A 15,256-nucleotide genomic window follows, 5' to 3' on the forward strand; every position below is an offset into this window, starting at 1 on the left:
GCAGCAGTATTGACTACACTTGATTTCAATTATGCTCAACGTGTTGCAATCGCACCTTCTGTAGAAGTTGCAGCGACAACCGTTTGTCAGGGTAATTCTGCTGTACTAAATGTTAAAAACCCGGTTGCGGGTACAACCTACAGATGGTATGTAGGAACGACTTACCTGACAGGTAAAGACGGCGTATCCTTCACTACCGACGCAACTCTGGCAGCAGGAACATATGATTACTTTGTAACTGCACTCAGGAACAATTGTGAAAGTGCTAAAACCAAGGTTACAGTAACTGTTCTACCAGCTCCTGCAGCACCAATCCCTGCAACAGGAAATCCAGTGGTTACGTGTCCAAATACACCGGCAACGCTTGGCGTAACACCAGTGGCAGGAGTTTCCTTTAACTGGTACGATGCGCCTGTAGCTGGAAACCTACTTGCAGCCAATACAAATACCTATACCACTCCAGCTAATCTGGCTGTTGGTTTACACAACTTCTATGTAGAAGCCGTAAACGGAAATTCATGTGTAAGTACAGCAGCGAGAACGTTGATCAGTATAACTGTAAATCCTACTTCGCTGGCTTCCGATATAACGGTAACAGGCGATGGCACTCCTTTCTGTACAGGAACTATTGCTACCTTAACTGCAACAAGCACCACTGTAACTAATCCAATATTTACCTGGTATAGCGATGCAGCTTTAACTCAGGCTGTGTTCACCGGAGCTAAATTTATAACACCTGCTCTTACTGCTACAACTACATACTATGTAACAGTGTCGGGAACAAATAAATGCGCCAATACGGCTGCTGATGCAAAAACTGTAACCTTAACGGTTAATCCACCAGCTACAGCCGCTGATCTTGATGTTACAGGTAATGAATTGCCTTTCTGCGCAAATGCCATCGCAACGCTGACCGCCACGACAACCACCGTAACTAACCCGGTATTCACCTGGTATACTGATGCAGCATTAAGCAATGCTGTATTTACAGGTGCTAAATTTGTTACGCCTGCCCTTACTGTTACAACGACTTATTATGTAACGGTGAAAGGCGACAACAAATGCGAAAATGTAGCAGCCAGTTCTGAAGTGGTGACCTTAATTGTGAATCCACCGGCAATAGCTTCGGATATTAGTGTTGCAGGTGCTGAACTTCCATTCTGTGCAAATAATATCGCAACCCTTACTGCAAGCTCAACAACAGTAACAAATCCTGTATTTACATGGTACAGCGATGCAGCCTTAACTCAGGCTGTATTTACAGGTGCTAAATTTGTTACACCAGCACTTACAGCCACCACAACTTACTATGTAACAGTAAGAGGCTCGAATAAATGCGAGAATACAGCTGCCACTGCGAAAGCTGTTACCTTAACGGTTAACCCACCGGCTACTGCTGCTGACATTAATGTAGCAGGTGCAGAAAATCCTTTCTGCGCAGGCACGGCAGTGAAATTAACTGCAAGTAGTGTAACTGTAACCAACCCAGTATTTACCTGGTACAGTGATGCGGCTTTAACCAATGCTGTATTTACAGGCCCGGTATTTAATATCCCTGCAATTAGTGCAACTACGACTTATTATGTAAGTGTTACAGGAAGTAACAGGTGTGCTAATCTGGCCGCAAACGGCAAAGCAGTAACGGTAACAGTTAATCCGCCGGCACTGGCTTCAGATCTGAGCGTAAGCGGTGCAGATGCGCCTTTCTGTTCGGGTAATATTGCCAGACTTACCGCAAGTAGTACAACAGTAACCAATCCGGTATTTACCTGGTACAGTGACGCCGCTCTTACGACTGCGGTATTCACCGGTCCTGTGTTCACTACCCCTGCCCTTACTGCAACAACAACCTACTATGTAACCGTAAGAGGTTCGAACAAATGCGAGAATACAGCGGCAAATGCGAAGATCATCACGCTTAAAGTGAATCCTCCTGCTGTGGCCGCAGATGTTATCGTATCGGGAGCAAACACACCGTTCTGTGCTGGTACTTCGGCAAAACTAACCGCCAGCAGCACAACAGTAACTAACCCGGTATTCACCTGGTACACCGATGCGGCTTTAACAAATGCAGTATTTACAGGCGCTATATTTAATACTCCGGTATTAACTGCAACCACAACTTATTATGTAACGGTAAGAGGTGACAATAAATGTGAGAATACAGCTGCAAATGCAAGAGTGGTTACCTTAAATGTTAATCCTCCGGCAACCGCAGCAGACATTGCCGTAACTGGTGCTGATGCTCCTGTATGTTCAGGCAACACGGCCAAACTGATCGCCACAACAACGACAGTGACCAGCCCGGTATTTACCTGGTACAGTGATGCAGCCTTAACTAACGCTGTATTTACAGGTGCTACGTTTACCACCACTGCCCTTACGGCAACCACAACTTATTATGTAACCGTTAGAGGTTCGAATAAATGTGACAACACAGCGGCAACTGCCAAAGCAGTTACAGTTACGGTGAATCCACCGGCATTGGCTTCGGATATTAATGTAGCAGGTGCAGAAACACCATTCTGTGCAAATACTTCTGCTAAGTTAACCGCAAGCAGCGTGTCTGTGATCAACCCTGTATTTACCTGGTACAGTGATGCAGCTTTAACAAACGCCGTATTTACCGGAGCAGTATTCAACACTCCGGTATTGACCGCAACAACGACCTATTATGTAACTGTTAGAGGTGACAACAGATGTGAGAACACTGCAGCAAACGCTAAAGTGATTACCGTAACCGTTAATCCTCCGGCACTGGCTTCAGATATTGCCGTAAGTGGTGCAGATGTGCCTTTCTGTTCAGGTACTTCAGCGAAATTAACCGCAAGCAGTACAACAGTAACGAATCCGGTATTTACCTGGTACAGTGACGCCGCTCTTACGACTGCGGTATTCACCGGCCCTGTATTCGATACCCCTGCTCTTACTACAACAACAACTTATTATGTAACCGTAAGAGGATCGAACAGATGTGAGAACACCACTACAAATGCTAAAGTTGTTACTGTAACAGTGAATCCTCCTGCTGTGGCCTCAGATGTTGTTGTATCCGGAGCAAACACAGCGTTCTGTGCTGGTACTTCGGCAAAACTGACCGCCAGCAGCACAACAGTAACTAACCCGGTATTCACCTGGTACACCGACGCAGCTTTAACAAATGCAGTATTTACAGGCGCTATATTTGATACTCCGGTATTAACTGCAACCACAACTTACTATGTAACGGTGAGGGGTGACAATAAATGTGAAAATACAGCTGCAAATGCAAGAGTGGTTACCTTAAGTGTTAATCCTCCGGCAACCGCAGCAGATATCGATGTAGCTGGTGCTGATGCTCCTGTATGTTCAGGTAACACCGCCAAACTGATCGCGACAACAACGACGGTGACCAGCCCGGTATTTACCTGGTACAGTGATGCGGCTTTAACTAACGCCGTGTTTACAGGCGCTACGTTTACCACCCCTGCCCTTACGGCAACCACAACTTATTATGTAACCGTTAGAGGTTCGAATAAATGTGATAATACAGCGGCAACCGCCAAAGCAGTTACAGTTACGGTGAATCCACCGGCATTGGCTTCGGATATTAATGTAGCAGGTGCAGAAACGCCATTCTGTGTAAATACCTCTGCTAAGTTAACTGCAAGCAGTGTGTCAGTAACCAATCCGGTGTTTACCTGGTACAGTGATGCGGCTTTAACAAACGCTGTATTTACCGGAACAGTATTCAATACTCCGGCACTGACCGCAACAACGACCTATTATGTAACTGTTAGAGGTGACAACAGATGTGAGAACACTGCAGCAAATGCTAAAGTGGTTACCGTAACCGTTAATCCTCCGGCAACCAGCGCTGATGTAAGCGTAAGCGGAACAACGAACGGCTTGTGTGCAGGAAGTTCAACTCAGCTTACCGCCTCAAGTACTACTGTAACCAACCCGGTATTTACCTGGTACACTGATGCCGCTCTAAGTAACGCTGTATTTACTGGAGCAGTATTCAATACTCCGGCACTTAACGGAAACACTACTTATTATGTTACGGTTAGAGGTGACAACAAATGTGAAAATACAGCGGCCACAGCGAAAGCAATAACCATTTCTGTTAATCCGCCTGCAACCGCAGCAGACATCACAGCAAATGGCACTTCGATCTGTGCGGGCACAACAACACAACTGACTGCCAGCAGTACAACAGTAACCAATCCAGTATTTACCTGGTACACTGATGCTTCTTTAACAGATCCTGTGTTTACCGGAAGTCAGTTCACTACCCCATCACTATCTGCAAATACGACCTATTATGTTACCGTAAGAGGTGATAATAAATGTGCAAACACGGCAGCTGATGCAAAAGTGGTTACAGTAACTGTAAATCAGCTACCTGAAACACCAGTAGTTGCAAGTGCAGGATTAAATATTTGCGCAGGCGACAATGCTGTCTTAAGCGTTCAGAATCCAAAAAGCGGAGTAATTTACAATTGGTATGTCAATGCAACCGGTGGTTCTGTACGATTTACAGGAAGTGAATTCGATACCGCTCCACTTCAGTCAACAACCGACTTCTATGTGGAGGCCATCAGCATGACTGGCTGTGGAAATGCTACAGGAAGGGTTAAAGTCACTGTAACGGTATCGGCAAAACCAGTGGCACCAACCGTATCTGCTTCTTCAGTAAATACCTGCTCTGGAAGTGCTGCTGTCTTATCTGTAGAGAATCCACAAACTGGAATTACCTATAACTGGTATGACGCTGCAACAGGAGGGACAATCCTGGGATCGGGCACTAATTTTACAACACCTGTTATCACGGCCAACACCACCTTCTATGTAGAGGCAACCTCTGCAACCTGCATCAGCGCAACCCGCACCGCAGTGAATGTGAATGTGTCTATGGCACCAGATGCTCCAGCTTCAGTAAGCGTTGCAGGCGCTCCATTATGTCCTGCAACAGGAACTACCCTAACGGTTAACAATCCTGATCCGGCATTGACTTACCGCTGGTACAGCATTGCAACTGGCGGAACGGCTCTTGCAACCGGAAATACGTTCACCACTCCAGTGCTCAATGCGACCACAACTTACTATGTGGAAAGCCTTTCTGCAACAGGCTGTACAAGTACAACAAGAACAGCTGTTGTGGTTAATGTCCTACCAGCACTTACAACTCCTGTTGTTACTGTTCAATCTGCAACACCAACGAGTGTAACCTTTGGATGGAATGCAGTTCCAAATGCATTGACCTATGAAGTTTCTATTGATGGTGGCATTACCTGGATTGCTCCAAGTTCAGGTGCGAATGGCACAACACATGTGATCAGCGGTCTTAAACCTACAGATGTGGTTCACATCAGGGTAAGAGCAAAAGGTCAGTCAGACTGTCAGACCAGTGCTTTTGGAAGCGCAGACGGAACGGCCGACAACCCGCTTAAAAATGGTGTATTCATTCCGAATACCTTTACTCCAAATGGAGATGGTAAGAATGATATATTCTATGTGTACGGAAATACCATTGCACAGGTAAAAATGAGGATATACAACCAGTGGGGTCAGTTTATCTATGAGTCTCTGAACATTCAAAATGGATGGGATGGTACTTACAAAGGTCAGCTACAGCCAAATGGCGTATATGTTTATCAGATCGAGCTTGTGTTTACCGATGGAACTACCGATAACAAAAAAGGCACCATAACCCTATTACGTTAACCCAACTACTAACCTGAAGAACAAAATAAAGATGGAAAAAATAGGAAAAATAATAGCGATAGGATTAGTTTTAATCCTATCGGTTTCCAAAGTCTCCGCGCAGATAGATCCGCACTTTTCACAGTATTATGCTAATCCCCTATGGCTTAACCCAGCCCTTACAGGAGTAATAGATGGTGAGTACAGGCTTTCTCTAAATGCAAAGCAACAATGGGGATCACTTTCGAATGGCTATTTAACAGGCGGGGCCTCTTTTGACATGGCCCCGGTTAAGAATTTCGCTTTTGGTGCCATGGTCCTGAATCAAAATGCAGGTGACATCAGTTACAATAACCTTAATGCCCTGGTGTCCGGAGCTTACAGAATCCGGTTTGGCCAGGAAGGTTTAAGCATTATCAATTTTGGTTTGCAGGCGGGTATCCTGAACAAAAGTTTTGATGCGTCAAAGATCACAACAGGCAGCCAGTTCAACCCGGTTACGGGCTACGATGGAGGTTTACCGCTCAATGAATCTTTTGCTTCCACCAACACTCTTGTTCCCGATGTCAATTTCGGAGCTATGTTCTTTGATGCCAATCCTGACAAGCCTTTAAATACATTTTTAGGGGTAGCCGCTAATCACCTTACCAGACCAGTAGATAAGTTTCTTGGACCAGATGTAAAAATGCCCATTCGCTACACTGCACATGGAGGTGCCAGGATCAAGGTAAGCGATATCCTGGACATCACTCCGAATGGCCTGTACATGAAGCAAGGCAATGCCAGAGAAATATCAGCTGGTGCATATGCGCAAATGATGCTAAACAATGAGGCAGACCTGATGTTTGGTTCTAACTACCGGGTTGATGATGCTGCAATTGCATTTTTTGGACTGCACATTAAAAACATGACTTTTGGCCTGAGCTATGATTTCAATACCTCCAGTTTAAACCGGGCCACAGGAAGTAAGGGCGGATTGGAGATCTCTGTTTCTTTCACCAGTAAGAAAGGCATATCAGGACCTAATTTCTTTTGCCCACGGTTATAACAGAATATTTTCATAATCTATATACAGATGAAATCCCTTAAATTATTTTTATTGTTCAGCCTCTTTGCTACTGCAGCTTCAGCTCAGTTTGTGACCAATAGCAGGCGTGTTGCTGACGTATATTTTGACAACAAAGAATACTATGCTGCCGCAGCCTATTATAAAAAGGCACTTCAGATTTCTTCAGATAGTTCTGGCTTTGTGGTCCCTTATGGCTTTGAAAAAAAAGTAAAAGAAGAGAGTCCTAAAAAAGAAGACTATGAATATGCAGTCTATCAACTGGCCACATCACTTCGGCTATATAAGAACTATACTGATGCAGAATCCTGGTACGCAATAGCTAAAGGGTTTACAAATCCTAAATATGTGCTGAGCAGTTTCTGGTATGGGGAAACGCTTAGAGCCAACCAGCGTTTTGCAGATGCTATTGTTTCTTTCCAGGAGTTTCTGGGTAAGTATAAAGGCAATGATGCCTATACGGCAAAAGCAAAACTGGAAATTGATGCCTGCAATTTTGCCCTATTTGAAATTAAGCATCCAAGATTGTATGCTTTGAAAAGGTTAAGCAACGACATCAACCAGTTGGGTTCCAACTATACCCCTTACCTGACAGCCAACAATTTCTACTTTACTTCTTCCAGACCAGCTCAGGGAAATGGCAAAAATGTGGTGCTTCAGGATACGAAAAGTAATGCAAAGATTATTAAGAAAGAAACGCCATTCCTCAATGCCATCTACGAAGTATCCGGAAATCCTGTGGCTGAAAAAGTCTCGGTAAAAAAACTGAACATTCCCGGCAATAAGTTCAAGGAGCTGGCTTCGCCCGCACTTCACCCAGATGGAAAGACCATGTACATTACAGTTTGGGATCTTAAAGGCATTCGAAAAATAAGCCGTCTGAACCTGGTTAACGGAACCTGGTCTGAACCAACAGAACTGGGCATACAAGTCAATGCAGATGGCTACAATTCTATGCAGCCTTTTGTCACCAAAGATGGCCAGTATCTGATATTTTCTTCAGACAAACCTGGTGGACGTGGAAAATATGATCTTTGGTATTCCCCGATCAGAACAGATGGCAGTTTAGGTCAGGCCATCAATATGGGGTCTATCATTAATACAGCTGAAGATGACGAAGCTCCGTACTACAATTCCAACACCAGGAAACTCTTATACAGCAGCAACGGAAAAGTAGGTATAGGTGGCCTGGACTTTTATGAGAGTGAAGGTAATTTTGTAACCTGGACAGAACCGCGCAACCTTGGTTTTCCTTTCAACTCTTCCAAAGATGATCTTTACTTTACCCCTTCCAATGAAGACGACACCGAAGGTTACATCAGTTCAGACAGAGAGTCTCTTTGCTGCCTGGAGATTTTTCACCTTAAAACCAATTACCTGACTATACAAGGTATTTTGCTAGACTGTAAAACAATGAAGCCTCTTCCTGGAGCAATTGTTACTTTAACCGATTCTCTGACTAAACTTAAGTCTACAACAGATAACGACGGAAAATACAGATTCAAGATTGGCTCTAACCGAAAAATAAAACTTCTGGCAGAAAAGCCAAATTACTTTGCAAAAAGTGTAGTGTATACTTATGACACCCTATCCAGGGCAGATACACTATTCAGTCCCGAACTTTGCCTTACTCCTTTTAAGAAAGATGTTCCTATCATTCTTAAAGATGTATATTATGCTTTTGACAGTGATCAGTTGACTGATGCCTCTAAAGCAGTGCTGGATCAGCTGTATACCATTATGGTAGACAACGAAACTATAGAGATAGAATTGAGTGCCCATACAGATAACATTGGAACCGCAGCCTATAACCTGGATCTTTCCAACAGAAGGGCTAAATCTTGTGTAGACTACCTGGTGAGCAAAGGAATACCTGCAAGCAGGATGACCAGCAAAGGATATGGCTTCAGCCGTCCGATTGCACCGAATCAATTCCCGGATGGAAAAGATAACCCTGCCGGTCGCCAGCTGAACAGAAGAACTGAATTCAAAGTGACTAAACAGTAAAAACTAAATACCCGCTCCTAAGCCTTTCCTCCTCCAGGAAAGGCTTTTTTGTTTTTCCATGTGGATTTAAAGTCATATCCCCAAGATTTGGGTAGTTTTAAGATAAATAGGCCGTAATTTTGTATCGACGTTAAACGACATGAAAAAATCACTGACCTCTATTCCTTTTTCCGTACTCGATCTGGCTACCGTTATCGAGGGAAAAACACCAGCAGATACATTTAAAAAAAGTCTTGATCTCGCCCGGCACGCAGAGAGTTGGGGTTACCATCGGTATTGGCTCGCGGAACATCACAATATGATCAGTGTGGCCAGCTCTGCTACTTCTGTTGTCATTGGGCACATTGCAGGTGGGACAACTTCTATCCGTGTAGGTTCAGGAGGAATCATGCTACCTAACCACTCTCCCCTTATTATTGCTGAACAGTTTGGAACGCTAGAGTCCTTATATCCCGGAAGGATTGATCTTGGCTTAGGCCGCGCACCTGGTACAGATCAGCTGACTGCCATGGCCATCCGGGGTGAGCGCTTTAACGCTGCAAACAGCTTTCCTCAGGATGTATTAAAATTGCAGGCTTATTTCTCTGCTGAGAATAGTACAAGCAGTGTAAGGGCAATTCCGGGAGAAGGCCTGGACATTCCAATCTGGATTCTTGGATCCAGTACCGACAGCGCGCGACTTGCTGCTGCATTAGGTCTTCCCTATGCTTTTGCCAGTCATTTTGCTCCTGCACAATTCCTGACTGCCATTAACATATATAGGCAAAACTTTAAACCGTCCGAGCACCTTAAAGAACCTTATGTTCTGGCCTGTGTAAATGTGATCGCAGCAGATACCGATGCAGAGGCCAATAAACTGGCGACCTCTCTTTACCAATTGTTCAGAGGGATTGTGACCGGAAAACGAAGACTTTTGCAACCACCGGTAGAAAGTATGGACGACATCTGGACAGCCTATGAGGAAGAACAGGCAAGTCAAATGCTAGCCTGTACCTTTACCGGAAGTAAAGAAACCATAACAAATGATCTGCAACAATTTCTGGATCAAACCCAGGTAGATGAGATCATGGCCACCGCCCATATTTTTGATCACCAGGCAAGGCTCAGATCTTATGGCTTGCTTGCAGAAGCTATGAGCGGCAACTAGCAGTCTCTATCTGCTATTCAACATCTGTGCGTTTTTCCAGTTCCGCCCTGACTACAGCAGCAATCCACTCCAGCTTCTTTTGTTCCCTGGAATTGAAAGTCCTTTTGGTCTTATCCACAATACATACTGCACCGATATTAAAACCTTCACTGGTCGTTATCGGTGCGGCTGCGTAAAACCGAAGATCCAGGTGGCCTGCAAGCCATGGATTCACCATTAAGAAAGGATCTTTTACCGCATCCTCAAAAACAGTAATATGGTCGTTCAAAATTGCAAGCGAGCATAAACTCATGCTTCGGGCCGTGATTTTCCCACTCTCCCCTTTCTGATCCGCTTTTGTCCATACGTTATCTTTATCAACGAAATTGATCATCGCGACCGGAACTTTTAACAAAGTTGCTGTAACTGCTGCAAGCTGATTGAATATGACTTCAGACTGGGTACCGAATATTTTATACTTTTTCAAGTTTTCTAATCTTTGCTCCTCATTTGGCGGAAGAATAGCAGTATTGAATATATTTTCCATCTCCTTTAGTTTAATGATCAGTTAACTAACTGAAAACAATTACCATACCCCGTAAAAACAAATCCCAATCCTTCCCAAAAAAAGGTCCGGACACTGCTTTAGGAAACATTTCATCCAAAGAGCCTCTCCTAAAGGAGAGAAATTAAGCATGAGTTTAAGGGTAATTTGAGTAGTAAATTACCCAACTCTACCCATTTCATATTTCCTGGCCCGAAATCAAATTTTCAACCCGGTAAAGTATCTTTATATTAAAATTGTATTTTGGTCCTTTAATCTAAGTTATGCGCTGTTCTAAATTTATTTTCCTGCTGCTGCTGTTATCCGGTTTCAGCAAAGTTTTTTCCCAGACGCTCACCGTAAATTCCAATGCTGACAGTGGCCAGGGAACCTTAAGAGCAGCCCTTGAAAGCATACCGGCAACCAATACGGCCAATAGTTATGTAATCAAGTTCAACTTGTCAGGATCTGCTACGGATGCCAACCGAACCATCCGGCTTAGATCTGCCTTACCAGTTATTCCGTCTAATGTGGTTATTGACGGAAGTTCTCAAAACTGGCCCGCGCTTGGTGTATCCGGTGCAAAGGTCATCCTGGAACCAGAATTCCCGGGTTCCAATTTTTCAGGCCTTCGGATTGGCCAATATCAAACAAACAACCTTCAAACTAAGGGAGTGGAGATCTATGGACTCTACCTTAGGAATTTTGCAACTATAACCAGTCTCCAAAATTTAAATACCAATCAGGGTTCAGGTATTGTGATCGACTACCGCGCAAACAACATCAAAATAGGGGCTCCGGGAAAAGGTAATGTGATTTGTGGAAATATCAATGGAATTCTTATTCAGAACTCTACATATTATGATGTAAATCCGCTGACAGACATCTCTATTCAATCTAACCTGATTGGGATGATGTATGACGGTTACACAGCCAACCCTAATATGACCGGAATCTCTGCCAGCTTATACGACTGTGCTTTAACCGTTGGAGGGGATAATACAGGCGAAGGAAATGTGATTTCTGCGAATCAATACAACCTGAACATCAACAGATACAATTATTACACCAGTACCGGCCGTTTCAACATTAATATTATTGGCAATAAGATCGGCACAGATTACACAGGAACAAAAGACTATCATGAACTCCCCTTATTCCTCTCCTCTTCTTCACTCGAAATTTATGGAATAAAGCTCAATGCCCAGTCTACCAATTTATTCGTCAGAAACAATATTATCTCTGGTAACCGGACCTGGGGAGTGGCTATTGCAAATGCAGACTTCACCCTCACAGGAAACTCGATTGGCACAGGTGTCTCAGGTACTGAAGAACTTGGGAACGGCGGAGGGATCCGTATAGAGGACGGTGCCACCGGTAATATTGGTGGGCCAACCCCTGCAGAGACCAACCGCATTGGGTATAATGGTTATGGAATAGAGAGTGTTTCCTCCAAACCAGTTAAAATTACACGGAACAGTATGTTTTGCAACAGGATTTTTGGAATTGGTAAAGCTCTGAACAATTTTCAGCCCTATGTACAGATCCTTAAAAAATTACCAGGCTCTGTTTCAGGACGTGCAACACCAAACGCTACTATAGAACTTTTCTATACTCAAAACTGCCAGGGCTTTTGTGAAGGCAAAACTTATATTGGAACAATACCGGCAGGAAGTGATGGCAGATGGCAATATATAGGTGCGATCAATGGAAGTGTAACCGCAACAGCAAGTTTACTTAATGCCACCACCTCTCCTTTCTCCACAACAGCATTGCTGGAAAATGAGGCTATAATAGAACCGGTGACCTGCGTAGCCAATGGTTCAATTACTATCCCTGAACCACGGGAAGGTATTACCTTTACCTGGAATAAGATCATTAACAATATCAGAACCCCTTTGGGTCATGAGCAGAAGATCACGAACCTTGATGTTGGCTCTTATGAAGTGATCATTGATGATGGCTGTAAATCCACATCACAGGTATTCGAAGTTAAAGACCAGAAACTTACTATTCCGGAGATAGAACCTGTTAACCCTCAATGCGGCCAGCGCAGCTTTACATTTAAGGCTAATGTATTCCGGGGAAAGGGATTTATCCGGTATGAATGGTACGATGCCCAGGATAAAGTTGCTGAAGGACAATCCGTGAATCTTCCTGAAGGTTCTTATAAGGTAACCGTTACGGATGAAGCGGGCTGCAAACAGGAATCTGTCTTCCTGACTGTAAAGAGAAAACCTGCACCAATTTTCGATTTCAACGCCATAGGTATCACCAATGCAGCCTGCGGCAAGCAGAATGGTTCGATAAAAAACATCAAGGTTACAGATCTAACAGGTACGGCAAGTTATCAATGGTATACTTACGACCAGAGAAAGGGCGTTATCGGTCTTCCAATCGCAGGACAGAACAGCCTGGATCTGGAAAACGTAGCGGGAGATTTTTATTATATCCTTGAAATATCCGATCAGGGAACCTGTTCCCCGGTAAGAACCCAGCCCATCTACATTCCGGTCTATAATTCTGTCAGCATTAGTCCCGGACAGATCACTCATGTAACTTGCAGTGGCAATAATGGTGCTATAGAACAGGTGATTATCGGAGAAGCCAACCTGTATGAATGGTTTGATGCTTCCGGACAAAGCATCGGTGGGATAAAGAATTATGATCCGGCAACTCCTCCTTCACTGAAGAATTTAAGTCCAGGTACCTACAGACTGGTGGCCAGCAACAGCAATACACCCTGCACAGATTCCAGACTCTATGTAGTGACCCAGATTCCCAAAACAGAATTCAATTTTAATCCCTCTGTTCAACCGGCTACCTGCGATCAGGACAATGGTAGTATTATACTGAGCTATAATCCTGGGTCCCAGCATCCGACAAGATATAAATGGGTTGAATCCGGTCTATTTACGGAGATCACCGGAACCGACAGTGAATTAAGGAATCTCAAACCAGGCAGCTACATGTTATTTACCTATGACATTAATGGCTGCGAAACTACTTTTGGCCCCTACGTGATCAATAAAATTCCTTTGTTGATCATTGAGCCTTCAAGCGGTAAAGCAGCAAATGACGGGTGCAGTTTATCCAGGGGATCGGTAACCGGTATTGTTGTACATGGTGGTATTGAACCTTACAGCTTCAGCTGGAAAAACGAAGCTGGTGAGCTTGTTCAGACCACCCAGCAGCTCATTAATGTGCCTGCCGGAAAATACCAGCTTACACTAAAAGACAACACCAGCTGTGGCCTGGCAACCAGTGAATGGTTTACCATAGAGAACCCACCTTTTATAATCCCCGTACCTGTAGTTAAAGACCTGAGAACCTGTTACGCGACGGAAATCATGCTTCCGGTAGTTGCACCGGAGGAAGGCACCTATCAGCTCTTCTCAAATTTGGATGATGAGATGCCAACACTCGAAACCAGTAACGGAAAGTTCATTTTTAAGATTGCAAAAACTGCAGATTATTTTATCAGACGCAGATTAGGAAGTTGTGTTAGTAATTTCACCAAAGTACATGTGGAAGTTACCAATGATAACCTCGAAGTGATGAACACAATGACACCTAACGGAGATGGCCTTAACGATACCTGGGTAATCAAAGGTTTACCAGAGCATAGCGATTATAATATTAAATTGTACACCCGCAGCGGACAGCTGGTTTACGAATCGATAGGAAAATATACTAAACCTTTTGATGGGAATTTCCGAGGCAAGGAACTACCTGCGGGCGTGTACTATTTTAAAATAGACCTCAGGGCCGATTGTAATCCGCTTGGCGGCAGCTTAACCTTGTTAAGATAACTAAAACTGTCTGGTAGAACACTTAACCTGATATCGGTTGTTCAGCAGCAAACCGATGACAATTTCGTGTGTTCCATTGTTTACAGACCGGAGTGCTGAAGTCGATACATCATAAGAATAACTCAGATTGATCAGGGAAGCAAAATTGATCCCTGCCAAAAAAGAGAAAGAATCATTATTTCTATAGCTGCCGCCAATCCAGAACTTATCCTGGTAAGCAAGTTTTAAATTCCCATCAATTGCCGAAGGCGCATTTAGCCAGTAAGTAAGCAGCACAGAGGGAATGGCAGCAATATCTTCATCTACAAAAATTTTATAACCGGCAGTTCCATATATCACAGGCTGCTGGTAAGCAGAATAATTGATTTCCTTATTCAGCACTTTATGTTGGTAACCCAATAATTGTTTTGCTGATCCACCCAGGAAAAATTTGGGACTGTACAGCCAGAATCCTATCCCTACGTCCGGACGGATCCGATTGTTGTAATCGGCAGACAACAACGGGTCAGAAGGTTGATCAACCAGCACATGGTCAACGTCTATATTCAAGGAAGAAAAACCTCCTGAAACCCCAAGTGCCAGATTTACTTCTGTGCTCAGGCCAAGATGATAGGCATAGCTCGCACTAACATTCGTTTGCCGCAATCGTCCTGCACGATCGGTCAACGCGTAAAAACCAATGCCGTGATGAGGTTCTGCAGAGGTATACGTATTCACGTAGCTTCTGCTTAAAGGATTTTCTCCATAGCCTGAAAAAGAATTCACAGAACTTCTTACAAAATCATCCCCTATAGGAGAATGAACAGAAATATAACTGGTTACAGGAGCACCTTCCAGACCTGTCCATTGTTTCCTGTACCCCATTTTTACATCTACATAGTTGTCTATACCGGTAATTGCCGGATTGATCAGATAGGTATTGAAAATGTACTGGGAAGACCTTGGCATCTCCTGTGCATAAGAACAGAGAACTGCGATTAACAAAAACAGGAGGGCATTAAATATTTTCATCC

The 15,256-nt window shown here is 43.9% G+C and carries 7 protein-coding genes; 5 read left to right on the forward strand and 2 right to left on the reverse strand.

Features of this window, described 5'->3' with window-relative positions; all coding sequences use genetic code 11:
* The 4 genes from DBR11_RS06560 to DBR11_RS06575 all read left to right on the forward strand — a co-directional run.
* Positions 1–5,709, forward strand: a 5,709-nt coding sequence (locus DBR11_RS06560; protein WP_146186480.1) for a gliding motility-associated C-terminal domain-containing protein, incomplete at its 5' end; no start/stop codon positions are given.
* 31 nt (positions 5,710–5,740) lie between these two features.
* Entirely contained in the window at positions 5,741–6,736 is a 996-nt protein-coding gene (locus DBR11_RS06565; RefSeq protein WP_199233777.1) for a PorP/SprF family type IX secretion system membrane protein, read from the forward strand.
* Between the two features lie 27 nt (positions 6,737–6,763).
* On the forward strand, positions 6,764–8,761 hold the full coding sequence (locus tag DBR11_RS06570; RefSeq protein WP_108550807.1) for an OmpA family protein: 1,998 nt from the start codon (positions 6,764–6,766) through the stop codon (positions 8,759–8,761).
* A gap of 139 nt (positions 8,762–8,900) precedes the next feature.
* Positions 8,901–9,908 carry an LLM class flavin-dependent oxidoreductase gene (locus tag DBR11_RS06575; protein WP_108550808.1) on the forward strand — a complete coding sequence of 336 codons (1,008 nt, stop codon included), beginning with the start codon at positions 8,901–8,903 and terminating at the stop codon, positions 9,906–9,908.
* A 13-nt stretch (positions 9,909–9,921) separates the two neighbouring features.
* Here DBR11_RS06575 and DBR11_RS06580 read toward each other — a convergent pair whose 3' ends face one another.
* Positions 9,922–10,434 (reverse strand): GAF domain-containing protein, encoded by a 513-nt coding sequence (locus DBR11_RS06580; protein WP_108550809.1) that lies wholly within the window; start codon positions 10,432–10,434, stop codon positions 9,922–9,924.
* A gap of 281 nt (positions 10,435–10,715) precedes the next feature.
* Between DBR11_RS06580 and DBR11_RS06585 the strand changes: the two genes are divergently transcribed.
* A complete protein-coding gene (locus tag DBR11_RS06585) occupies positions 10,716–14,243 on the forward strand; it encodes a gliding motility-associated C-terminal domain-containing protein (protein WP_108550810.1) in 3,528 nt (1,175 codons plus the stop codon).
* On the opposite strand, the gene DBR11_RS06590 is transcribed toward DBR11_RS06585, so the two are convergent.
* Positions 14,244–15,256 (reverse strand): type IX secretion system membrane protein PorP/SprF (locus DBR11_RS06590; RefSeq protein ID WP_108550811.1); only part of this gene is annotated, 1,013 nt, incomplete at its 5' end. It lies immediately after the preceding gene.

This window comes from Pedobacter sp. HMWF019 (genome assembly GCF_003061025.1).
In the GTDB taxonomy this organism is placed as follows: Bacteria; Bacteroidota; Bacteroidia; order Sphingobacteriales; family Sphingobacteriaceae; genus Pedobacter.

What these genes read in the sequence shown, in the direction of transcription:
- DBR11_RS06565 (WP_199233777.1), top strand. Translation starts at nt 5,741, where the DNA reads ATGGAAAAAATAGGAAAAATAATAGCGATAGGATTAGTTTTAATCCTA.
- DBR11_RS06585 (WP_108550810.1), top strand. Translation starts at nt 10,716, where the DNA reads ATGCGCTGTTCTAAATTTATTTTCCTGCTGCTGCTGTTATCCGGTTTC.
- DBR11_RS06580 (WP_108550809.1), bottom strand. Translation starts at nt 10,434, where the DNA reads ATGGAAAATATATTCAATACTGCTATTCTTCCGCCAAATGAGGAGCAA.
- DBR11_RS06575 (WP_108550808.1), top strand. Translation starts at nt 8,901, where the DNA reads ATGAAAAAATCACTGACCTCTATTCCTTTTTCCGTACTCGATCTGGCT.
- DBR11_RS06570 (WP_108550807.1), top strand. Translation starts at nt 6,764, where the DNA reads ATGAAATCCCTTAAATTATTTTTATTGTTCAGCCTCTTTGCTACTGCA.